22 protein-coding genes are annotated in these 20930 nt (G+C 68.3%); 15 read left to right on the plus strand and 7 right to left on the minus strand.

What is annotated here, in order from left to right; all coding sequences use genetic code 11:
- The 3 genes from VRZ77_RS19090 to VRZ77_RS19100 form a co-directional block, all read left to right on the plus strand.
- Positions 1 to 1273 (plus strand): response regulator (locus VRZ77_RS19090; RefSeq protein WP_414594165.1); only part of this gene is annotated, 1273 nt, incomplete at its 5' end.
- Complete coding sequence (locus VRZ77_RS19095; RefSeq protein ID WP_414594166.1) at positions 1270 to 2142, plus strand: CheR family methyltransferase; 873 nt, start codon at positions 1270 to 1272, stop codon at positions 2140 to 2142. The genes VRZ77_RS19090 and VRZ77_RS19095, both read left to right, overlap by 4 nt.
- The gene (locus VRZ77_RS19100) at positions 2129 to 3997 is read left to right on the plus strand and encodes a response regulator (protein ID WP_414594167.1); all 1869 of its coding nucleotides are present in this window, start codon (positions 2129 to 2131) and stop codon (positions 3995 to 3997) included. Before VRZ77_RS19095 ends, VRZ77_RS19100 begins: the two co-directional genes overlap by 14 nt.
- A 19-nt stretch (positions 3998 to 4016) precedes the next feature.
- On the opposite strand, the gene VRZ77_RS19105 is transcribed toward VRZ77_RS19100, so the two are convergent.
- Complete coding sequence (locus VRZ77_RS19105; RefSeq protein WP_414594168.1) at positions 4017 to 4376, minus strand: hypothetical protein; 360 nt, start codon at positions 4374 to 4376, stop codon at positions 4017 to 4019.
- Here VRZ77_RS19105 and VRZ77_RS19110 point away from each other — a divergent pair.
- Positions 4375 to 5106 carry an SDR family oxidoreductase gene (locus VRZ77_RS19110; RefSeq protein WP_414594169.1) on the plus strand — a complete coding sequence of 244 codons (732 nt, stop codon included), beginning with the start codon at positions 4375 to 4377 and terminating at the stop codon, positions 5104 to 5106. The genes VRZ77_RS19105 and VRZ77_RS19110 overlap by 2 nt on opposite strands.
- A 254-nt stretch (positions 5107 to 5360) precedes the next feature.
- On the opposite strand, the gene VRZ77_RS19115 is transcribed toward VRZ77_RS19110, so the two are convergent.
- The 5 genes from VRZ77_RS19115 to VRZ77_RS19135 all read right to left on the minus strand — a co-directional run bounded on the left by VRZ77_RS19115 (position 5361) and on the right by VRZ77_RS19135 (position 9490).
- Positions 5361 to 5795, minus strand: a complete 435-nt coding sequence (locus VRZ77_RS19115; protein ID WP_414594193.1) for a hypothetical protein — start codon at positions 5793 to 5795, stop codon at positions 5361 to 5363.
- Between the two features lie 327 nt (positions 5796 to 6122).
- Positions 6123 to 6824, minus strand: a complete 702-nt coding sequence (locus tag VRZ77_RS19120; RefSeq protein WP_414594170.1) for an ABC transporter ATP-binding protein — start codon at positions 6822 to 6824, stop codon at positions 6123 to 6125.
- Positions 6821 to 7981, minus strand: coding sequence for an ABC transporter permease (locus VRZ77_RS19125; protein WP_414594171.1), 1161 nt, complete (start codon positions 7979 to 7981; stop codon positions 6821 to 6823). The genes VRZ77_RS19120 and VRZ77_RS19125 overlap by 4 nt, the downstream gene beginning before the upstream one ends.
- Complete coding sequence (locus VRZ77_RS19130; protein WP_414594172.1) at positions 7978 to 9180, minus strand: efflux RND transporter periplasmic adaptor subunit; 1203 nt, start codon at positions 9178 to 9180, stop codon at positions 7978 to 7980. The genes VRZ77_RS19125 and VRZ77_RS19130 overlap by 4 nt, the downstream gene beginning before the upstream one ends.
- Positions 9181 to 9217: 37 nt before the next feature.
- Positions 9218 to 9490, minus strand: a complete 273-nt coding sequence (locus VRZ77_RS19135; protein ID WP_414594173.1) for a cysteine rich repeat-containing protein — start codon at positions 9488 to 9490, stop codon at positions 9218 to 9220.
- A gap of 256 nt (positions 9491 to 9746) precedes the next feature.
- Here VRZ77_RS19135 and VRZ77_RS19140 point away from each other — a divergent pair, with 256 nt between their 5' ends.
- The 3 genes from VRZ77_RS19140 to VRZ77_RS19150 all read left to right on the plus strand — a co-directional run bounded on the left by VRZ77_RS19140 (position 9747) and on the right by VRZ77_RS19150 (position 12473).
- Positions 9747 to 10466: a response regulator gene (locus tag VRZ77_RS19140; protein ID WP_414594174.1), complete on the plus strand. Its 720-nt coding sequence runs from the start codon at positions 9747 to 9749 to the stop codon at positions 10464 to 10466.
- Positions 10467 to 10477: 11 nt separating this feature from the next.
- A complete protein-coding gene (locus VRZ77_RS19145; RefSeq protein ID WP_414594175.1) occupies positions 10478 to 11809 on the plus strand; it encodes an ATP-binding protein in 1332 nt (443 codons plus the stop codon).
- A gap of 82 nt (positions 11810 to 11891) precedes the next feature.
- The gene (locus VRZ77_RS19150) at positions 11892 to 12473 is read left to right on the plus strand and encodes a hypothetical protein (protein ID WP_414594176.1); all 582 of its coding nucleotides are present in this window, start codon (positions 11892 to 11894) and stop codon (positions 12471 to 12473) included.
- Positions 12474 to 12558: 85 nt separating this feature from the next.
- Here VRZ77_RS19150 and VRZ77_RS19155 read toward each other — a convergent pair whose 3' ends face one another.
- Positions 12559 to 13233, minus strand: coding sequence for an SH3 domain-containing protein (locus VRZ77_RS19155; RefSeq protein WP_414594177.1), 675 nt, complete (start codon positions 13231 to 13233; stop codon positions 12559 to 12561).
- A 283-nt stretch (positions 13234 to 13516) separates the two neighbouring features.
- Here VRZ77_RS19155 and VRZ77_RS19160 point away from each other — a divergent pair, with 283 nt between their 5' ends.
- From VRZ77_RS19160 to VRZ77_RS19195, 8 genes are all read left to right on the plus strand, one after another.
- Positions 13517 to 13972, plus strand: a complete 456-nt coding sequence (locus tag VRZ77_RS19160) for a carboxymuconolactone decarboxylase family protein (RefSeq protein WP_414594178.1) — start codon at positions 13517 to 13519, stop codon at positions 13970 to 13972.
- Between the two features lie 195 nt (positions 13973 to 14167).
- The gene (locus VRZ77_RS19165) at positions 14168 to 14917 is read left to right on the plus strand and encodes an SDR family oxidoreductase (RefSeq protein ID WP_414594194.1); all 750 of its coding nucleotides are present in this window, start codon (positions 14168 to 14170) and stop codon (positions 14915 to 14917) included.
- Between the two features lie 85 nt (positions 14918 to 15002).
- The gene (locus VRZ77_RS19170; protein WP_414594195.1) at positions 15003 to 15374 is read left to right on the plus strand and encodes a cupin domain-containing protein; all 372 of its coding nucleotides are present in this window, start codon (positions 15003 to 15005) and stop codon (positions 15372 to 15374) included.
- 75 nt (positions 15375 to 15449) lie between these two features.
- Positions 15450 to 16355, plus strand: a complete 906-nt coding sequence (locus VRZ77_RS19175; RefSeq protein WP_414594179.1) for a sigma-70 family RNA polymerase sigma factor — start codon at positions 15450 to 15452, stop codon at positions 16353 to 16355.
- Between the two features lie 96 nt (positions 16356 to 16451).
- The gene (locus VRZ77_RS19180) at positions 16452 to 17417 is read left to right on the plus strand and encodes an oxidoreductase (RefSeq protein WP_414594196.1); all 966 of its coding nucleotides are present in this window, start codon (positions 16452 to 16454) and stop codon (positions 17415 to 17417) included.
- A 79-nt stretch (positions 17418 to 17496) separates the two neighbouring features.
- Entirely contained in the window at positions 17497 to 17646 is a 150-nt protein-coding gene (locus VRZ77_RS19185; RefSeq protein ID WP_414594180.1) for a hypothetical protein, read from the plus strand.
- Positions 17647 to 17760: 114 nt separating this feature from the next.
- On the plus strand, positions 17761 to 18741 hold the full coding sequence (locus VRZ77_RS19190) for a TAXI family TRAP transporter solute-binding subunit (protein ID WP_414594181.1): 981 nt from the start codon (positions 17761 to 17763) through the stop codon (positions 18739 to 18741).
- Between the two features lie 19 nt (positions 18742 to 18760).
- The gene (locus VRZ77_RS19195; RefSeq protein WP_414594182.1) at positions 18761 to 20845 is read left to right on the plus strand and encodes a TRAP transporter permease; all 2085 of its coding nucleotides are present in this window, start codon (positions 18761 to 18763) and stop codon (positions 20843 to 20845) included.
- Positions 20846 to 20930: the final 85 nt, after the last annotated feature.

The following is a 20930-nucleotide window of genomic DNA, read 5'->3' on the forward strand; positions in this document are numbered from 1 at the left end:
CCCCGCGCCCGCCCCGCCGGCCGATCCGTCGGCGCTGCGTCCGCTCGACGGCCTCGCCGACGACCGCGACGCCCTCGACCCCGGCAGCCGGGTGATCCTCGTGGTGGAGGACGATCTGCCCTTCGCCCGCATCCTGCGCGACCTCGTCCATGAGCTGGGCTTCAAATGCGTGGTGACCACTACTGCCGATGACGGCGTGCTCGCCGCGCGGCGCTATCTGCCGCACGCCGTGATCCTCGACATGGGCCTGCCGGACCATAGCGGCATGACCGTGCTGGACCGGATGAAGCGCGACGTCGCCACCCGGCATATCCCGGTGCATGTCGTCTCGGCCAACGATTATGTCGAGACCGCCATGTCCTACGGCGCCGCCGCCTTCATGCTGAAGCCGGTGAAGCGCGAGGAGCTGGCCAGCGCGCTGGACCGGCTGGAGACCCGGCTGTCGCAGCCGATGCGGCGTATCCTGATCGTCGAGGACGACCCGGCGCAGCGTCTGGGTCTCGGCGAACTGCTCGCCACGAAGGATGTCGAGACCGTCGGCGTCGCCAGCGCCGCGGAGGCACTGGCTCGGCTCGGGGCGGAGACCTTCGACTGCATGGTGCTCGACATGACGCTCCCGGACGCCTCCGGCCTCGACCTGCTCGAACAGCTCGACGCCGATGAGGGCGCGTCCTTTCCGCCGGTGATCGTCTACACCGCCCGCGACCTGACGGCGGACGAGGAGCTGCGGCTGCGGCGCTATTCCAAGTCGATCATCATCAAGGGCGCGAAGTCGCCGGAGCGGCTGATCGACGAGGTGACGCTGTTCCTGCATCAGGTCGTCTCCGACCTGCCGGAACGCCAGCAGCGCCTGCTGGCGGCCTCGCTCAACCGCGATGCCCTGCTCGACGGGCGGCGCATCCTCGTGGTCGAGGACGATGTGCGCAATGTGTTCGCCATCACTAGCATCTTCGAGCCGCACGGCGCGGCGGTGCAGATCGCGCGCAACGGCCGCGAGGCGCTGCAGGCGCTGGACCGGGTGGAGAGCGAGGGCGCGTCCTCCATCGACCTCGTGCTGATGGACGTGATGATGCCGGAAATGGACGGCCTCACCGCCACGCGCGAAATCCGCGCGCGCCCCGCCTGGCGCGGGCTGCCGGTCATCATGCTGACCGCGAAGGCGATGGCGGACGACCAGGAAGAGTGCCTCGCCGCCGGCGCGAACGACTATCTCGCCAAGCCGCTCGACGTCGACAAGCTGCTCTCGCTCGCCCGCGTATGGATGCCGCGATGACCGCACTCCCCCCGGCCGGCGCCACCGAGACCATCGAACTCGACCTTCTGCTTGAAGCGATCCATCGCGCCTATCACTACGATTTCCGGTCCTATTCCCGTGCGTCGGTGCGCCGGCGCGCCGAGCTGCTGCGCCAGCGGCTGGGCTGCCCCACGCTCTCGCAGGTGCAATCGCGCCTGCTGCACGAGCCGGAGCTGCTGCCGGTCATGATCGATTGCATGACCGTGCAGGTCAGCGAGATGTTCCGCGATCCCGCCTATTTCCGCACGCTACGCGAGAAGGTGGTGCCGCATCTGCGCACCTTCCCCTCGCTGAAAGTGTGGGTCGCGGGGTGCAGCGCGGGCGAGGAGCTGTATTCGCTGGCGATCCTGTTCCGCGAGGAAGGGCTGGAACAGCGCACCATGTTCTACGCCACCGAAATCAATCCGGCGGCGCTCGCAAAGGCGCAGGCGGGAATCTACGACCTCGACCGCATTCCGCTGTTCACCGCCAATCACCGCAATTCCGGCGGCCATTCCTCGCTCTCGGACTATTACACGGCGGCCTATGGCGCGGCGGTGTTCGACAAGACGCTGCGCGCGCGCACCGTGTTCGCCGAGCACAGTCTCGCCTCGGACGAGGTGTTCTCCGAGATGCACCTGATCTCGTGCCGCAACGTGCTGATCTATTTCGACCAGGCTTTGCAGGACCGCGCATTCGCCCTGTTCCGGGATTCGCTGGCGCGCGGCGGCTTCCTGGGCCTCGGCATGAACGAGAGCCTGCGCTTTTCCTCCCACCATGCCGCCTTCGCGTCTTTCGCGCGGGAGGAGCGCATCTACCGACGCACCGCCACGGCAATCAGCAGGGAGGCCGATCATGTTGTCGCATGAGCCGATCAAGTTCCTGCTGGTCGACGACATCGAGGAGAATCTGCGGGCGCTTGAAGCGCTGCTCCGCCGCGACGGCCTTGCCCTCTACAAGGCGCGCTCGGGCACCGAGGCGCTGGAGCTGCTGCTCGCACACGACTTCGCCCTCGCCTTGCTCGACGTGCAGATGCCGCAGATGGACGGGTTCGAGCTTGCCGAGCTGATGCGCGGCACCGGGCGCACGCGCGGGGTGCCGATCATCTTCATCACCGCCGCGGCGACCGACGAGGGCCGGCGCTTTCGCGGCTATGAGGCCGGGGCGGTGGATTTCCTGCACAAGCCGGTTGATCCGCTGATCCTGAAGACCAAGGCGCAGGTGTTCTTCGACATCGCCCGCCAACACCGCCAGCTGGCGCGGCAGAAGGACGAGCTTGCCTCCAGCGCCGCGCAGCTGCGCCTCGCGCTGGAGCGGCTTCAGGCCCATACCGACAATTCCCCGCTCGCCATCGTCGAATTCGACGCCGGCTTCCGGATTGTCGCATGGTCGAAGGGCGCCGAGCGCCTGTTCGGCTGGACGCCGGCCGAGATGATCGGCCACCGGCTGGATGAACTGGGCTGGGTGCCGGAGAGCTGCGTCGGCGCGCTGATGGCGATGTTCTCCTCTTCCATGGCCGACGCCTCGCACAGCCGGGGCCACGACGATGTGCGCTGCCGGACCCGCGACGGCACCGTGCTGGAATGCGAATGGTACAGCTCGGTGCTGCGGCAGGCCGATGGCACGCCACTTTCGCTCGGCGTGCAGATCCTCGACGTCACCGCCCGCCATCGCGCGGAAGAAACCCGCCGGCTGCTGATCGGCGAACTGAACCACCGGGTGAAGAACACCCTTGCCAGCGTGCAGGCCATCGCCACCCAGACCCTGCGCTACACCCGCAGCCCCGAGCAGTTCTCGGGCACGTTCTCGGGGCGAATCCAGTCGCTCGCGCGCGCCCATTCCATGCTGAGCAACACCACCTGGCAGGATGCCAGCCTTGCCGAGCTGATCCACGACCAGATCGACCTCGGCACCGTCGATCCGGCGCGGCTTTCCGCGCGCGGGCCGGAGGTGAAGCTCGCCCCGCAGACCGCGCTGCGCCTCGCGCTGATCCTGCACGAGCTCTCGACCAACGCGATCAAGTACGGCGCCTTCGCCAATGATGTCGGCCGGGTCGAGCTGGACTGGACGGTGGAGGGCGACCGGCTGGAGCTGCGCTGGCGGGAGACAGGGGGCCCGCCGGTCTCCGCGCCGGTGAAGCGCGGCTTCGGCTCGACGCTGATCGAGAGCAGCCTCAAATCCGACGGCGGCTCGGCGGTCGCGACCTATAGCGGCGATGGCGTGCTCTGGGAGCTGGCCATGGTGCTCGGCAACCCTGAGCCGATTCCGATGCCGCCCCCCGCGCCACGCCACGACATCACGCCCGCCGCCCCACCGCCGCCAGCGAGCCACATCGAGGGGCGCCGCTTCCTCGTGGTGGAGGACGAGACGCTGGTGGCGCTGGAGCTGATCGCGCTGTTGGAGAGCGCTGGAGCGCGGGTGTTCGGGCCGGCGGGAACCATCGCCGATGCGCTGGCGCTGATCGAGAAGGAGCAGATCGACGCGGCGTTCCTCGACGGCAATCTGCACGGCATGCCGGTTCATGAGGTGGCGGCGGCGCTGAGCCGGCGCGGCATACGTTTCTGCTTTGTCAGCGGCTATGGCCGCGAGGGCCTGCCCCCGGCCTTCGCCGGCGCGCCGGTGGTCGCCAAGCCCTTCAGCCAGCGTCAGATTCTCGACGAGGCCGTGCGCCTCACCGCACGCGAGCCCAACGTCGTGCCGCTGCGCGCCGGCGCGCCGGGGTGAGGAGAGCTGCCGCCGCCGCTCACCTCACCACGCCGAGCTGCCAAGGGACGCTTTGCCAAGGGACGCTCTGCCAAGGGACGAACTCGTTGCGATCCTGGCCCGGCATTTCGGGCTTGGAGCGCCGGCCCGCGGCGATGTCCAGCGCCAGCCGGAAGATCTGCCGCCCCTTTTCCTCGATTGGGACGCCATCGAGCACGGCGCCGCAATTAATGTCCAATATCACGGCCGCGACGTTGCCGCCGACTTGGCCAATCAGGAAGGGTGGAAGCTGACCATCCCCTGCCAGGACCCGCTCCGCACCTGGAGGGATGGCGAGTTGTGGGCATCCATGGAACAAGTCTTCCATCGCGACTGAACGCAACCGAAGGAGAGCCGTCATGGCCAGTCTTGAGGGGAAGACCGTCCTCGTCACCGCCGCCGCGCAGGGCATCGGCCGCGCCAGCGCGCTCGCCTTCCTCGCCGCCGGGGCCAGGGTGTTCGCCACCGACATCAACGAGGCCGCGCTGGCCGGGCTGCCGGCCTCGGACGCCCTGGTCGCGGCGCGGCTCGACGTCTTGGACGGCGCCGCCGTGGCCGGCTTTATCGCCGGCATCGGTCCGGTCGACGTGCTGTTCAACTGCGCCGGCGTGGTGCATCCGGGCGGCATCCTCGACATGAAGGACGAGGAGCTCGACTTCGCCTTTGACCTCAATGTGAAGTCGATGGTGCGCACCATCCGCGCTGTGCTTCCCGGCATGGTGGAGCGGCGCGCGGGCGCCATCATCAACATGTCCTCGGTCGCCTCGTCGGTGAAGGGCGTGCCCAATCGCTGCGCCTACAGCGTCACCAAGGCCGCCGTCATCGGCCTCACCAAATCGGTGGCCGCCGACTATGTCGCCCACAATATTCGCTGCAACGCCATCTGCCCCGGCACGGTGGAGAGCCCCTCGCTGCAGGAGCGGCTGCGTGCGCAGGGCGATTACGACACGGTGCGCGCGGCGTTCATCGCCCGCCAGCCGATCGGCCGCATCGGCACGCCGGAAGAAATCGCCGACCTCGCCGTCTATCTGGCGGGCGCCACCTACACCACGGGCCAGGCCTTCGCCATCGACGGCGGCTGGGTGATGTGACCTGCCTTTCCTGAAGGACAGCACCATCAAGCTGGCACGCTACGGCGAGCGGGGCGGGAAAAGCGGGGCATATCATCCCGACCGGCTGCCGCCCGGCCTCACGGCCGCCGCAGCCATCGTGATGCGGCGATCTGCTGCGATCGCCGGAAGCCCGGAGCATAGTCCCCGCGCTTCCGCATTGTTGATCCGCCAGAGCCGCACAGGTCAGCTCGCAGCTGTCGACGCCGTCCGATTGGCGGCGTGTCGCTCGATCCTTACTTCAGCGACAGCGCCAGCCCGCTCAGATCGAGGCTGACGATGAGGCCCTTCTGCTCGCCGCCCAGTTCCAGCACGGCGCCGTTCTGGTTGGTGAGAACGACGACCTGCGCGCCCTTTCCGAGCGCGGCGCCGGCACCGCCCTGGGCATAGACCCCGGAGATGTCGGAGGGGCGCTGGATATTCTTGACCGTTCCATGCAGGCGCGTTTCCGACGCGCCGAACGTGAAGCCATAGCTCAGCCCACCGACGGAGAGCGGATATTTGCGGCCCTGAAACGTCAGCACGCCATCTCCGCCTGATCCGCCGACCACGAACCCGGCCTTCAGGATGCGGATGGTGACTGTGCCCTCAGCGGCGCTCGCCATCGATACGGCGCCGATGAGCGCAGCCAATGCGAGCAGGCCGACCCTTAGTACCGACAAGACCTTCACGATACCCTCCAAACCACAGCGATGCGCCATGTTGCCCATCGTCAGACAACGCCCACTGTGGCGGTTGGTTGCCCGACAATCAATCGCGAAACAGAACGCCTTTTCGCTGTGGGAGAGGCGCATGATGGCGGCGTTTCGACAAACATTCCGGGGCGAAGGCCGGCACGGCCGCGGCCGGTTCCGATAGAGGCCCAAAAGCTCGGTAGCGTCGACCAGCGCGGGCAATGCCGGCGGCGCCTTGCGGCATGTTCTGCGTCTGTCTGCGCGATCTGCAACGGGGCTGAGCACGTCCGGCTTCAGCGCCGCCCGCGGTGTGTCGCGGGATCGTCATCGTGCCACCTTCTCCGCAGATACCCGCCCGTCCTCGAAATGAACGATGCGGTCGAACAGGTCGGTCGAGCGCGGATCATGCGTGATCACCACCACGGCCGTTCCTCGGGTGCCGGCGATGCGGCGGAAGATCTCCATCACCTGACGGCCGCGTACGCTGTCCAGCGCCGCCGTCGGCTCGTCGGCGAGGATGAGCGGCGGTGCGTTGGCGAGCGCCCGCGCCACCGCCACGCGCTGTTGTTCGCCACCCGACAGCTTCGCGGGGAGGTTATCGGCGCGGTGCGCGAGATCGAGCGCGGCGAGCAGGCGCCTTGCATGCGCGCGGGCGTCGGCCGGGGCGATATCGGCGAGCTCCAGGCTCAGCGCAACATTCTCCGCCGCCGACAGGAACGGGATCAGGTTCGCCTTCTGGAACACGAAGCCGATGCGCTTGCGCCGCGTCTCGCGCAACGCGTCGAGGTCGGCGCCGGCATGAGAGACACGCTGGCCCGCGAGCCAGACCTCGCCGGAGGTCGGGTTCTCCAGAAGTCCGGCCAGCATGAGGAAGGTGCTCTTGCCCGAGCCGCTGGGTCCGAAGATGCCGACCAGTTCGCCGGCGGCGATGTCGAGCGATACCCCGTCGAGCGCACGCACCACACCGCCGCCGGCGGCGTAGTGCCGCGACAGCGCCCGCACCGAGAGCACCGGCGGATCGCTCATGACAGCACCTCGCGCGCGCTGATCCGCGAGGCCCGCGCGATCCCCACCCAGGCCGCCGCGGCGCAGACCAGGGCGAGGGCCAGCCCGATCTGCCCGAGATCGGTTGGCAGCATCACCACCCGACGCGGAAAAAGCGGAAAGACCAGCGAGGCCAGGGCGATGGCGAGCACGTAGCCGGCAATGCCGATCAGCCCCGCCTGCTGGCCGATGAGACCGACCACGACGCTCTCGCGGGCACCCATCAGCTTGAGCAGCGCGATCTCGTGCAGCTTCTCGACCGTCATCATGTAGACGATGAGCGACACCACCACGGCGGTGATGAGGAGGATCATCCCGGTGAAGGTGAGGATCTGCAGCCGCAGCTTCCAGAGCCGGGCATTGAGCATCAGGTCGCGCTGCTCGCCCGTCGTCATCACCCGCACGTCGCCCCAGCGCTGCATGGCGGCGATCACGCGCGCGGCGTCCGCGGCAGGATTGAGCCGGACCAGCACCGCTGAGATCTTGCTCTCCTGCGCCACCGAGCTCGCATCGGCGGTGACGGCAGCGCCGTTTCCGGCAGCGCGAGCCAGATGGATTTCTTCCGAGGTACGCCGGCGCGCGATGGCGGCCGCGTCGTTGATGCCGACGAACAGCAGCCCGTCGCCGGCCGAATCCACCATGTCTCGCGTGAGCCCGACGACGGTGTAGACGTCCCGCGCGAGCTGTATCCGGTCGCCGACCTTCAGGCCGGTGCTGGTGTCTGCCACCGCCTCGTAGCGGCTGCCGCCAAGCCAGCGGCCTTCGGCAAGCGGCAGCCAGCGCCCGTCGTCGCCCGGCACATCGACGCCGGTCACGGTCGCGCGGCGCGAGGCACCGGCGAAGCTGAACTGCTGGCTGAACTGGGTGAAGCGCCGCACATTCGCGACACCCGGCACCCCCTCCACGCGCCGGTCCATGTCGGATGACACCGCCGAACCTTCGGCAAACGGCCCGGCGCGCTCGCCCTGCACGACCCAGAGGTCGGCATCGATCCGGTCGATGATCAGCAGCGCGTCCTCGACGATGCCGCGATAGAGGCCGGTCATGCCGATCACCGCCATGACGAGGAAGGCGACGCCGAGCGCGGTGAGCGCGAAGCGGGTCGGGGCGTGCAGCGTGTCCTTTAGCGCGAGGTTCATGTGGCCGGTCCGGCAAGGCGCACGCGCATGAACGGGTAGAGCTCGCCGGGCTTGAGGATTGTCTGGCCGGCGTCGAGGCCGCGGCGAATCTCGACGCGCTGCGTGCCGGCCGCGCCCAGCGTCACCTCGCGCCATCGCGCGCGGGCGTGGGAGGCGACCCAGACGCCCGGATGGCCGTCGCGCCAGGCGAGGAACGAGGCCGGCACGGTCAGCACCGGGCCGCGCCGCTCGATCACGATGCGCGCCATGCCTCGCTGGCCGAGCGCCCAGTTGGAGGGCAGCGTATCGAGCGCGATGTCGATCTCGAACTCCCTCGTCTCCTGATCGACCTCACGTCCGAGCCTGAGGACGTGGCCCGGAATCGCGTCTTCCGCGCGGGAGAAGGTGACCTGCGCCGGCTGTCCCGGCAGCACGGCGGCTATGGCGCTCTCATCCAGCCGGGCGGTCAGCACGAGACTTGTGGGATCGACGATGTGCAGCAGCTCGCTGCCCGGCGACAGCATCTCGCCGACATGGCGCGTGCGAGATACCACCACGCCGGAGATCGGCGCGCGCAGCACGCTGTCGTCGAGCTGGGCGCGGGCAACCGCGATGCGCGCCGTCGCGGCGTCGCGCTCGGCCTCCGCCTGCTCGACGGCGCGGCCGGCACGCGTGAGATCGGCTTCAGCCTGACGGCGGGCGGCGAGCGCGTCTTCCAGCCCGGCCTCGCTGGCAACGCCCTTGGCCAGCAGGGCGACCTGACGCTCATGCGTCGCGCGCGCCTTCTCCAATGTCGCGACGGCCCGGTCGCGCTCGGCTTGCGCGGCGCTCACCGCGCGCTCGGCGGCATGGGCGCTTGCCTTGGCGGCGTCGAACGCGCCGCTGAGATCGTCGAAGGCGAGGCGGGCGAGTGTCTCGCCCTTGGCGACCACATCGTTCCGGTCGACGGCGAGTTCGTCTATGCGGGCCTGGATTCGGCTGCCGACGCTGGCCTCGGTCAGTGCGGCCAGCGTGCCGGGTCCCTGCAGCGCGACGTCCAGCATGCCCGGCCGGAGAACCTCGCCCTCCACCGCATGCGGATAGAGGTAGCGCACACCAGGAAACCCGATCGCCACAACCGCCGCGGCGAGAGCGGCGAGCCAGATCCCGCGGCGGCGGCGCGGGCGCGGCAGCGGCGCCTCAAGCGAGAGGAACGGGTCGAGGCCGGGCTGGACGTTCATGACGAGAGCTTCCGGGAGAGGGACACCGGGAAGCCGGTCACTGCGCGGACGCAGCCTTGGCGGCGACCAATGCGTCCTTGCAGGGCTGGGAGATCTTGTCCGGATTCGCCTTGATGCACTGGAGGATGCGCCCGCCGCCCGGCTGCACGCCGGGGCAGGTGGCGCGGATGTCCGCCTCGCAGGCGGCGCGCACGGCCTTCGCCTGTGCGGGAGGGAGGTTCTGAGCCGAGGCGGCTCCGGCGAAGGTGGCGCCGAGCAGGGTGGCGAAAGCCAGCACGATGCCGGCACGGAGGAAGAACGTACGATCCATGAGGTCGGCTCCTTTGGAGAGTTGGCAGGACCATGGAGCCCGCGCGGCCGGGGGCGACTGGCTGCGACGGGCTCCATGGCGGGTAGGCTCGCGCCTGCCGTGCCGCCGGGAACGGGTGTGGGGTACTCGGCGACGGTGGCAACCATGGCCGGGGCGTTTTGCGGCCGTGTCTCGGCGCGGAGGCTTTTTGTTGCAGTTTGTATCGCCGCTGGCGGTACGGCTTGCGCGGCTCCGTCGTCGCTGTCATGCCAGAGTCATGACAGCCGCAAGAGTGCTTCTGGTCGAGGATGACCGCGACATTCGCAGCCTGCTCGTCGATTTCCTTGGCGGCGAGGGCTACGATGTCGAGGCGGTCGCCAGCGGCGCCCTGATGGACCGGGCTCTGATACGCGGCATGCCCGACCTCATCATCCTCGACATCATGCTGCCCGGCGAGGACGGGCTGTCGATCTGCCGGCGGCTCCGGACCCGGAGCCGGGTGCCGATCCTCATGCTCACCGCCAAGCACGACGATATCGACCGCATTGTCGGGCTGGAAATCGGCGCCGACGATTATCTCGGCAAGCCGTTCAACCCGCGCGAATTGCTGGCGCGCATCCGGGCGCTGCTGCGTCGGGCCTCTGGGCCCCTGGCGGCGGGCCTGCCGGAGCGGCGACGGCGGCGTTTCTCCGGGCTGGTCGCCGACCTCGATGCGCGCACGGTAGTGGACGCGGGCGGGCAGCGCGTCACTCTCACCACCGCCGAATTCGACCTGCTGATCTGCTTCCTCGAACGGCCCGGCCGCGTGCTCTCGCGCGACCAGCTGCTCGACTGGACGCGCGGGCGCGCGGGCGGCGATCCGTTCGACCGCACCATCGACGTCACCGTCTCGCGGCTGCGTAGCAAGCTGTCCCGCAGCATCGGCGAGGCTGAGCATCCGATCACCACCGTGCGCAATGTCGGCTACCTGTTCTCGGCCGACGTGCGCGAGGACTGAGGGAGCTCGCCATGCGCCTCGGCCTGCTCGCCCGCATCATTCTGATCGTCGCGGTGGCGTTTTTCGCCATTCAGCTGCTGGCGCTGTTCTTCTATTTCGGGTTCGGCGCGGGAGAGGGGCGCCGGACGCTTGGCGAGGGCTCGCCCTCGTTGCCTCGGCAGGTCGCCTCTCTGGTCCAGCTGGTCGACGAGGTGCCCGCCGGCCTTCGCCCCGCCCTGCTCGAAGCCTTCAGCGAGAACGGCCGCACCGCCACGATCCTTTCCGCCCTGCCGGACGGTTTGACCCGCACCAGCGGGCTAATCCGCGTCGAGCGTTCGATCCGCGCCGCATTGGCGCTGCGTGGCGCGCAGGGGCGTCAGGTCTGGGCACGGCTCGACGGGCGCAGCGAGAGCGGGCGCGGCGATGCTCTGAGCATCTATGTCGAGCTCGCTGATGGCGGCTATCTCTGGCTCGATGTCGAGGACCGCGTCACCATCCGGCTGCTCGGCGTGCCCATCGGTTTTTTCGCCGGCCTGTTCGGTGTCCTCGTCGCTCTGGCCGCGCTGCTGGCGGTGGCACGGGAGATGCGGCCGATCACCCGCCTCGCCCGCGAGGTCGACCGGGTGGGCGAGGGCATCGACCCTGTCGCGATCCCCGAGCGCGGCGCGCCGGAGCTGCGCAAGCTGATCCGCGCGGTGAACGCGATGCAGGAGCGCATCGCCGCGCTGGTGCGCAACCGCACCCTGACGCTCGGCGCAATCTCGCATGATTTGCGCACCTATCTGACCCGCCTGCGATTGCGTGTCGAGATGATGCCCGAGACGCGCTATCGGGACGGCGCCATCGCCGATGTCGAGGCCATGCAGGCGCTGGTCGCCGACACGCTCGACTTCGCGCAGGATTCCTTCGCGCCGACAGAGCCAGCCTGCGCCGACCTCGCCGCCGCGCTGCGCGCCTACGCCGCCGAGCAGGACGATGACCGCATCGTGCTCGACCTGCCGGATCATCCGGTGCCTGTCGCCATCGGCGACAAGGCGCTCGCGCGTGTAATCGCCAACCTGGTCGGCAACGCCCTGCGCTACGGCGAGCGCGCCTTCGCCGGCATCGAGGCGGATGGCGCTCCTGTCGTTCTGGTCATCGAGGATGAAGGCCCCGGCATCCCGGTCGAGGAGCGTGAGCGCGTCTTCGAGCCGTTCCATCGGCTGGAGACGTCGCGCAACCGCGACAGCGGCGGCACGGGCCTCGGCCTGACCATCGTCCGGAGGCTGGTCGAGCGGCACGGCGGCGACATCGCGCTCGGCAGCAGCGGGCGCGGCGGGCTCGCCGTCAGGGTGACGCTGCCGCGGGCAGAGCCGCCGGGCTGATACAAATCGACATGCCGCGTTTCGAGCGGAGACACCTTGGCCGCCCACCCTTGCCGCTCCTCAACGGCAAAGGAGCAAAGCCATGAAGATCTTCCCCTCCACCCTGTCGGCGCGGATCGCCGGCAGGGCCGCCGCCCTCGTCCTGGTCGCAGCCGGCGCGCCGCCGACGCCGGGACATGGGCAGGAGATCACCGGGCCGCTCGCGGCTCCCACCGAGGCGGCGGGGCCGTGGGAATGCGAGGGGCCGCCCTTCGCGGACGAGGCCGGACCCGCCCTCGATCCCGTCGCGATGCGGCTCATAGCCGCCCTGCTGCTCTCCGCGCAGGAGACGGCGCTCGGCATCCGCGCCGACCAGATGGACGCCTGGCGCGGTTACACCACGGCGCTGATCGCGCTTCTGCCCTCGGGCGAGCGGTTCGAGCGCTGGACAGACAATAAGCGGCGCGGTGAGGCGGAGGCCTTCGATCTCGCGCAGGACATCGCCGGAGCCGCCATCGAACGGGCGCAGAAGGCTCGTGCGCTGCAGGAGGCCATCTCCAAGCTCAAGGCGGCGCTGACGCCCGAGCAGATGCGCATGGCCAGGCAGATGCAGGAGAAACTGGTCGAACGGATCGTCCATTTCGTGCAATGGCGGCGCGGCGAGGGCCTTGGTGTCCCGCTTTGAATCGGCGCCCGCTCTGATGTGACGGAGCTGAAAACGAAAAGGCCGGGAGCGCAGGCCCCCGGCCTTTTTGCTGGACGGCGCCAGCTCACCAGCGCTGGAAGCTGCGGGAGCTGCTATGCACGCCGCCGCGGGGGCCGACGGCCGTGCGATTGGTCGTGCAGCCCTGTCCGGCGGCGCAGTCGCGGGTGCGCGCCGCCACGCCGCCATGGGGGCCTTCCGTGACGCGGGTTGAGCTGCAGGCCCCGCCGGTGCAGACGCGGGTCTGTGCCGTCGAGCCGCCGTAAACCCCCGTGGCGCCGCGGACGCCGACGCAGGCGCCTCCCGCGCAGGTAATGGTGCGATTGGCCGACGTCACGCGCGGTGCGACATGGGGCGGGTAGGCGGCCCAATGCCGATACCAGGGATAGGCCACGTAATGGCGGTCCCAATAGACCCGGTTGAACGACACGACGGTGATGCCGACCGCCGGCGCTACCGGCGCGGTCAGTACAACCGGCGCGCCGCGATAGACGACCTGGATGTAGTTCGCCGCCACCCAGCCGCGATACGGCCCGAAGCCGATGTCGCACCAGCTATAGCCGGCAACGCAGCCGAAGGTGGTGATGGCGGCGCCCGTCGGCACGACGGTGACCGCGGGATACACGGTCGATGGTCCGGCGCGCAGATTGACGTTGGCGACGGCGACGGCCGTTGTGGCGGCGCTGGCGGCGGGCGCGGCGGCGAAGGTCAGCGCGGCGGCGAGTAGGATCTTCCTCAGCATGGCGGAACCCCGATGCAGGAGGCCGGAAGGCGGCCTCTGTTTGTCCGCCGATCTTGCTAGGCCAGCGATGTCGCGCGGGTGTCTCGACCGGGTTTCAAATTGTGACAGCGCGCGGGCGTGAGGTTGGGAGCCGTCCAGCCCGCCCGCAACCGGACGAACAAGCGCGCGGCTGTCTGATGAGCGGCTTCGCGTAGACATGCGGCGCGGCATGTCACATCCGGATCGCTCGGCTCGTCATGGCTTCGAACGTCGATCTCCGGCGCTCCGCATACGAGGACGAGACATGAGCGAGAACACGCGGCTGGTCTGGAACGAGGTGGCCCCGCAGGGAGCCAAAGCGCTCTACGGTGTCCACCACTACATCACCACGGGCACCGACCTTCCCCCTGAGTTGATCCACCTCATCTTTCTGCGGGTGTCGCAGATCAATGGCTGCGCGCACTGTATCGACCTGCATACGCGCGACCTGCTCAAGACGATGCCTCTCGAAAAGGTCGTCCTGGTTCCGGTCTGGGCGGAAGTGCCCCATCTGTTCCCTGAACAGTACCGCGCCGCGCTCGCCTGGGCGGAGGAGGTCACGCGGGTCAGCGAGACCCACGCCTCCGATGAGGCCTATGCGGCAGCCAGCGCCGCCTTCGCGCCCAAGGACCTTGTGGATCTCACGATCACCATCGCGGCGATGAATGCCTTCAATCGGCTCGGTGCGCCCTTTCGACTGCCCGTCCAGGCGAAGGCTTAGTCGCACGGTGACGGGCGGCGCGATCGCCGTCCCGTTGCCGCCGCGGTCGATCGAGCGGTGCCGTGCGCACGCGTTCTGGCCGCTGTTTTTTGCGGGGATGTCACAGCCCGCCCAACACGCCTCGTCCTGTCCTCGACGGATACCCGAGACCGGCAAGTGCCGTTCGGTCTGTTCCGAAACAAGGAGATGGCTACCATGAAGATAGTGGTGATCGGTGGAAGCGGCCTCATCGGGCGCTACCTGACGGCCGACCTCTCGCGACAGGGGCTTGAGGTCCTCGCCGCCTCGCCCAGTACCGGCGTGAACGCGCTGACGGGCGAGGGCCTAGCTGAGGCCCTTGCCGGCGCCGATGTGGTCGTCGACGTGTCGAACTCCCCCTCCTTCGAGGACGCGGCGGTGCTCGACTTTTTCGAGCGCTCGGGCCGCAACCTTCTCGCGGCCGAGCGCGAGGCGGGCGTAAGGCATCACGTCGCCCTGTCCATCGTTGGCACGGATCGGCTTGAGGGGAACGGCTATTTCCGGGCGAAGGTTGCGCAGGAACGGCTGATCAAGGACTCCGGCGTCCCCTTCACCATCGTGCGCGCGACCCAGTTCTTCGAGTTCGTCGCCACCATCGCCGAAGCCTCGGTCGAGGGCGGCCGCCTCGTCGTCCCCGATGCCGACTTCCAGCCGATCGCGGCCGCCGATGTCGCCGCGGCTCTCGCCAATGTTGCCCTCGCTGCGCCGGGCAACATGACGATCGAGATTGCCGGGCCCGACCGCCTGCCGTTCCGTGACTTCGTGGCCCGTCGCATCGCCGCGGACGGCGACCTTCGGGCAGTCGAGGCCGACAAGGCGGCGCGCTACTTCGGCGCCGCGCTCGAGACCGGGTCACTTGTCCCGGATGATGCGGAAGCGGCGCGCCTCGGACCAACGCGGTTCGAGAGCTGGCTCGCTGCCGCCTGACTTCGATGCGTTTGTCCCATCCATAAGAAGGATCCCTCCCGTGTTCAGAACATTCCTGCTTGGAGCCCTCCTCGCGGTGACCGCCATGCCCGCCCTGGCGGCAGATGTCGCGCGGGGCGAGGCGCGCATCACGACGGTCTTCGACCACCCTATACCTTCCGTTCCGGGCAAGAGCCTGCGCGGCGTCCTGGTCGAGTATGGTCCGGGCGGCTCCTCGCCGTCCCACACCCACGCGGCATCCGCCTTCATCACGGCGACGGTGATCGAGGGAGCGGTGCGCAGCCAGATCAACGGCGGACCGGAAAAGGTCTTCCGCGTCGGCGAGAGCTTCATCGAGATGCCGGGCGACCATCATGGCGTCAGCGCCAATGCGAGTGACACCGCGCCGTCCAAGCTCCTTGCCGTGTTCGTCGTGAATACGGACGACACCAAGCTGACGACGCCGGACCGGCCGTAGGAGCCGGTGTACGGTGGCGGCGGGGCGCGTCCGGGGCCCCGTCGCAAGGCAAGAACCACTGTCGAGGAAACGCATATGCGGCAGGCAGACGACGCCACGGATATCTTCGAGACCTATCGGGCGCGGCTCCTGCGCATCGCCTACCGCATGCTGGGCTCCCGCAGCGAAGCCGAGGACGTGGTGCAGAACGCATGGTTGCGCTGGGCGGCCACGGACCGGAAGGATGTCGCGGCCCCCTATGCGTTCCTGGCGCGCGTCGTCACCCGGCTTTGCCTTGACGAGATGAAGTCGGCACGCGCCCGCCGGGAGACCTATGTCGGCGCCTGGTTGCCCGAGCCGCTGGTCGAAACCGAGAAAGATGGCCTGGACGAGGACGACCTCACGCTGACGCTGATGATGGCGCTCGAGCGCCTGTCACCGTTGGAAAGGGCGGCCTTTCTCCTCCATGACGTCTTCGGTGTGCCGCTCGGCGAGGTGGCGGACACGCTCGACCGGGAAGCCGCAGCCGTGCGCCAGCTCGCCGTCCGGGCGCGCCGAAACATTCAGGCCGCGCGTCCACGCTTCCCGGTCGAACGCGAAGAGGGCGAGCGGATCGCGCGTGCCTTCTTCGCGGCCTCGACCAGCGGCGACACCGCAACGCTGCGGACGCTTCTCGCGGAGAACGTGGTTCTGCGTGCGGATGGCGGTGGCAAGGTTCTGGCCTTCATCAACCCCATAACGGGAGTGGACCGCCTCCTGCGGCTTTACGAAGGGGTGCGCCGGAAATGGGGGGAGGGCTGGGCACAGTTGCTTGAACCCGCCTGGATCGACGGGCTACCCGGCTATGTCAGCCGCGAGCGCGGCGACGTCCTCCAGACCACGGCCCTCGCCATCGAAAACGGCCGGATCACCGCGATCTACATCACCCGCAATCCCGACAAGCTCCGCTACGTCGCACAGGCTGTCGCGGCGGTGCGGGACCCGGCCTTCCCGACACAGTGATCAGGGGCGGGCGGCACACGTCGCCGCCTTCCGACGTTCTCTCTGTCAAGGCGCGCCTGTTCCCGAACGGCGCGCCCATTCATGCAGGTCAGCACGATGACACAGCAGACACCCATAGGCTCCGGCTTCGGCGCCGCCAGCACGGCCATGGAGGTCGTCGCCGGAATCGACCTCTCGCGGAAGCTCGCCATCGTGACCGGAGGGGCCTCGGGTCTGGGGCTTGAGACGACACGCGCTCTCCTCCATGCCGGGGCCGAGGTCATCGTCCCGGCGCGAAACCCCGAGCGGGCAAGCGCCGCCTTGCAGGGGCTTGCCGGCGCAACCGTCGAACTCGTGGATCTTGCCGATCCGCAGTCCGTGGCCACGTTCGCTGATCGTATCGTGTCCGCAGGCCAGCCCGTGTCGATCCTCGTCAACAGCGCCGGCATCATGGCAACACCCGAGACGCGGGACGCCGAGGGCCACGAGGCGCAGTTCGCGACGAACCATCTCGGGCACTTCCGTCTTGCTCTCGGGCTCTGGCCCTCCCTCGTCGCGGCCGGAGGCGCGCGCGTTGTCAGCGTCTCCTCGCGCGGCCACCAGATTGCCGGGGTCGATTTCGAAGACATCGATTTCCGAATTCGTCCCTACGACAAGTGGGTCGCCTATGGTCAATCGAAGACGGCCAACGCCCTGTTCGCCATGGCGCTTGACCGCCGGGGACGGGACCATGGCATCAGGGCCTTCTCGCTTCATCCCGGCCAGATCCTGACCGACCTCGCACGCCATCTCAGCGCCGAGGAGATCGCCTCGTTCGACGCTTTGGACGAGGCCGGGCGGCCGATCATCGACCCCGCACGCGGCATGAAGACGGTCGAGCAGGGGGCCGCGACGAGCGTCTGGTGCGCCACGAGCCCTCGTCTCGACGGCCTCGGCGGCGTCTATTGCGAGGACTGCGAGATCGCCATGGTCAACAACCCGAGTATGGGGAGGAAGGGCGTCAGCCCCTGGGCGTGCGACCCGGACGCCGCTGAGCGCCTTTGGCAGTTGTCCGCCGCGTGGACAGGCTTGGACACCGATTGAGTTCCGGCATTGTTGCCGGAGGACATTCACGTCTTTCGATACGTCATGACGCGAATGACGGCTTCGATGCGGGTGGCTGGTGGAAGCGGCGCTGGCGCTTTTCGGGATGACGATGCCCGGTGCCGGGCCGAACCATGGCCTGTGGGCGACGTGCTTTCTGCGGCTCATCCTGCGCGGTTCGGGTGCGATCTCGCTGGAGGCGCTCATCGCCCGGCGCTTGCGGTCCTGAAGAGAGGGCCGTTCCACCGTCCCTCCCATTCGACCAAAGCGCAGGCCCTGACGCATCGACAAGCCGGGAGGCTTCGCCCATGCTGCATCACGTTTTGGCAGTGAGGAGCAGACCATGAAGCTTTTCGGCACATCGAAATTCATCGCGGCTCTTGCGGGCGTTGCGCTCATGAGCGGGCTTGCGGTCGCCCAGACGCCGACCTTCTTCCGCATCGGCACCGGCGGCACGGCGGGCACCTATTATCCGGTAGGAGGCCTCATCGCCAATGCGATCTCCGGCAATGGCGACAAGGGCGTGCCCGGCTTGGTTGCCACTGCCATCGCCTCGAATGGATCGGTCGCCAATGTCAACGCCATCCAGTCCGGCGCGGCCGAGTCGGGCTTTTCCCAGTCCGATGTCGCGAGCTGGGCCTATACCGGCACCGGCCTCTATGAGGGCAAGCCGAAGGTTGAGGACCTGCGCATCATCGCGACGCTCTATCCCGAGACCATTCATCTCGTCGCGGCCAAATCCGCCGGCATCAAGTCGGTGAAGGACCTCAAGGGCAAGCGCGTCGCGCTCGACGAGCCGGGCTCCGGCACGCTGGTCGATTCCCGTATCGTGCTCGCGGCCTATGGGCTGACCGAGAAGGACATCAAGCCGGAATATCTCAAGCCCGGCCCGGCCGGCGACCGGCTGCGTGACGGCGCGCTCGATGCCTTTTTCTTCGTCGGCGGCTACCCCACCGGTGCGATCTCGGAACTTGCCTCCTCGTCGGGTATCGAGCTCGTGCCGATCACCGGGCCGGAAGTCGACAAGCTGCTCGCCGAATACAAGTTCTTCGCCAAGGACAAGGTGCCGGCGGATACGTACAAGGGCGTCGGCGCGACCGATACCATCTCGGTCAATGCGCAGTGGCTCACCAGCGCCAAGCAGCCGGATGATCTGATCTACAACATCGTCAAGACGCTGTGGAACGCCGATTCCCGCGCCGCGCTCGATGCGGGTCATGCCAAGGGCAAGCTGATCACCCTGCAGAATGCCACCAATGGCCTCGGCATTCCGCTGCATCCCGGCGCCGAGAAGTTTTACAAGGAAGCCGGCGTCTTGAAGTGATCCTTCGCGCGGGGCTGTAATGGTGGACAATAACCGGCGCGCCGCTCCGGCGGGTGAGGATTTTCGTCTCGATAACCTCGACGAGGCGAAAGTTCGAGAGCTTGAAGAGCAGTTCGACCCCGAAATCCGCTTCCGGCCGCTGGCGCCGGGAGCGGGCTATCTGGTTGGCGGTCTGCTCGTCGCCCTGTCGCTGTTCCACTATTACACCGCCGGCTTCGGCCTGCTGCAGGAGACCATGCATCGGGGCATCCATCTGTCCTTCGTGCTCGGGCTCGTCTTCCTCGTCTTCCCGGTGACGCGGCGCGGCTATACCCAGCCGGCGCAGTCCGGCTGGCGTCGTCCACTCGGCATCGGCCTGCCGGATTGGCTACTGGCGATCGTCGCTGTCGTCGCGGTGATGCACATACCGCTGATCCCGCTCGACGATCTCGCCTTCCGCGTCGGCAATCCCACCACGCTCGACGTCGTGCTCGGCGGCCTGCTCATTCTCGCGCTGCTGGAGGCGACGCGCCGTTCGCTCGGCGTCCCCTTGCCGATCATCGCGCTGATCTTCATGGGCTACGCGATCTGGGGGCCGTATATGCCCGGGATATTGGTGCATCCCGGCGCCAGCTTCTCGCAGCTCGTCGATCACCTCTATCTCACCACGCAGGGCATCTATGGCGTCGCGCTCGGTGTGGTCGCGACCTATGTCTTCCACTTCGTGCTGTTCGGTGTGTTCGCCACCCGTATCGGTCTTGGCCAACTGTTTCTCGACTGCGCCGCCTGGATCGCCGGGCGCTACGCCGGCGGGCCGGCGAAGGTGTCGATCTTCGGTTCGGCCCTGTTCGGGATGATCTCGGGCTCCTCGGTCGCCAACACGGTGACGGTCGGCTCGCTGACCATCCCGGCGATGATCCGCCTCGGCTACAAGCGCCATTTCGCCGCCGCCGTGGAGGCCACCGCGTCGACCGGCGGGCAGATCACCCCTCCGATCATGGGCGCCGCCGCGTTCCTGATGATCGAGTTCCTGAACCTGCCCTACACCACGATCATTCTCGCGGCGATCGTGCCGGCCTTCATGCATTTTTTCGGCGTGTTCATCCAGGTGCATTTCGAGGCCAAGCGCAACGGCCTGCGCGGTCTGAAGCCCGAGGAAATGCCGGATGTGAAGGCGGCGCTGAAGCGCGACTGGCCGACCGCCATCCCCCTCGTGGTTCTGATCGTTATCCTGCTCATGGGCTACACGCCCTATCTCGCCGCGTTCTGGGGCATCACGCTGTGCATCGCGGTCGGGCTGCTCAATCCGCGCAACCGGATGAGCCTCACCGACATTGCCGAGGGCCTGCGCGACGGCGCGAAATACGCGCTGGCGGTGGGTGCGGCGGCCGCCACGGTCGGCATTGTGGTCGGCGTGGTCACCCTTACCGGTGTCGGCTTCAAGGTGTCGTTCATCGTCACCTCGACCGCCTCCTCCATGGCGACCTGGGCATCGACCGTCCTGCCCGCCTATCTCGCCTCGCCGCAGGGATTGACGCTGCTGTTCACCCTGATCATGACCGGTATCGTGTGCATCCTGATGGGCTGCGGGATCCCGACCACGGCGAACTACATCATCATGGCGACCATCGCCGCGCCCGCTTTGGGCCTGCTGGGTGTGGAGCCGATCGTCGCGCATTTCTTCGTGTTCTATTACGGCGTGCTGGCGGACATCACGCCGCCCGTTGCGCTCGCCGCCTACGCGGCGGCGGGCATGGCCAATGCCGACCCGTTCCGCACAGGCAACGCCGCCTTCCGGCTGGGACTGGGCAAAGTGCTGGTGCCCTTCGTCTTCGTGTTCTCGCCCTCGCTGCTGCTGGTTACCAAGGGCTTCAACTGGCCGGACTTCTTCCTGGCGTTCGCCGGCTGCGTGATCGGCATTACGTGTCTGGGCGCCAGTTTCGCGGGCTGGATGCTGACCACCCTGCGCGCCTGGGAGCGGTTGGTGCTGGCGGTGGCCGCGATGCTGCTGGTGGCGCCGGAGCTCTATTCGTCGCTGCTCGGGCTGGTGATGATCGCGCCCGTGCTGCTGCTGCAGTGGCGGGGAGCACGCCAAGGCCAGCCCGTGGCATCCCATCCCGACTAGCCGGCGTCAGGAGTTCGCGTGCGCTGCGCCGGGCATAGCCGATCCCGCCTGACCGTGATCTGGCGAGGCGCGGCAGGCGGTTAGC

This window comes from Ancylobacter sp. G4_0304, from assembly GCF_047501495.1.
Taxonomy (GTDB): Bacteria; Pseudomonadota; Alphaproteobacteria; order Rhizobiales; family Xanthobacteraceae; genus Ancylobacter.

Bases quoted from the DNA above. Each gene is read 5' to 3' on its own strand.
- VRZ77_RS19100 (WP_414594167.1), top strand. From the start codon at position 2,129: ATGTTGTCGCATGAGCCGATCAAGTTCCTGCTGGTCGACGACATCGAG.
- VRZ77_RS19160 (WP_414594178.1), top strand. From the start codon at position 13,517: ATGAGCGAGAACACGCGGCTGGTCTGGAACGAGGTGGCCCCGCAGGGA.
- VRZ77_RS19130 (WP_414594172.1), bottom strand. From the start codon at position 9,180: ATGAACGTCCAGCCCGGCCTCGACCCGTTCCTCTCGCTTGAGGCGCCG.
- VRZ77_RS19125 (WP_414594171.1), bottom strand. From the start codon at position 7,981: ATGAACCTCGCGCTAAAGGACACGCTGCACGCCCCGACCCGCTTCGCG.
- VRZ77_RS19095 (WP_414594166.1), top strand. From the start codon at position 1,270: ATGACCGCACTCCCCCCGGCCGGCGCCACCGAGACCATCGAACTCGAC.
- VRZ77_RS19180 (WP_414594196.1), top strand. From the start codon at position 16,452: ATGACACAGCAGACACCCATAGGCTCCGGCTTCGGCGCCGCCAGCACG.
- VRZ77_RS19175 (WP_414594179.1), top strand. From the start codon at position 15,450: ATGCGGCAGGCAGACGACGCCACGGATATCTTCGAGACCTATCGGGCG.
- VRZ77_RS19190 (WP_414594181.1), top strand. From the start codon at position 17,761: ATGAAGCTTTTCGGCACATCGAAATTCATCGCGGCTCTTGCGGGCGTT.
- VRZ77_RS19195 (WP_414594182.1), top strand. From the start codon at position 18,761: ATGGTGGACAATAACCGGCGCGCCGCTCCGGCGGGTGAGGATTTTCGT.
- VRZ77_RS19140 (WP_414594174.1), top strand. From the start codon at position 9,747: ATGACAGCCGCAAGAGTGCTTCTGGTCGAGGATGACCGCGACATTCGC.
- VRZ77_RS19145 (WP_414594175.1), top strand. From the start codon at position 10,478: ATGCGCCTCGGCCTGCTCGCCCGCATCATTCTGATCGTCGCGGTGGCG.
- VRZ77_RS19120 (WP_414594170.1), bottom strand. From the start codon at position 6,824: ATGAGCGATCCGCCGGTGCTCTCGGTGCGGGCGCTGTCGCGGCACTAC.
- VRZ77_RS19155 (WP_414594177.1), bottom strand. From the start codon at position 13,233: ATGCTGAGGAAGATCCTACTCGCCGCCGCGCTGACCTTCGCCGCCGCG.
- VRZ77_RS19170 (WP_414594195.1), top strand. From the start codon at position 15,003: ATGCCCGCCCTGGCGGCAGATGTCGCGCGGGGCGAGGCGCGCATCACG.
- VRZ77_RS19110 (WP_414594169.1), top strand. From the start codon at position 4,375: ATGGCCAGTCTTGAGGGGAAGACCGTCCTCGTCACCGCCGCCGCGCAG.
- VRZ77_RS19165 (WP_414594194.1), top strand. From the start codon at position 14,168: ATGAAGATAGTGGTGATCGGTGGAAGCGGCCTCATCGGGCGCTACCTG.
- VRZ77_RS19135 (WP_414594173.1), bottom strand. From the start codon at position 9,490: ATGGATCGTACGTTCTTCCTCCGTGCCGGCATCGTGCTGGCTTTCGCC.
- VRZ77_RS19150 (WP_414594176.1), top strand. From the start codon at position 11,892: ATGAAGATCTTCCCCTCCACCCTGTCGGCGCGGATCGCCGGCAGGGCC.
- VRZ77_RS19105 (WP_414594168.1), bottom strand. From the start codon at position 4,376: ATGACGGCTCTCCTTCGGTTGCGTTCAGTCGCGATGGAAGACTTGTTC.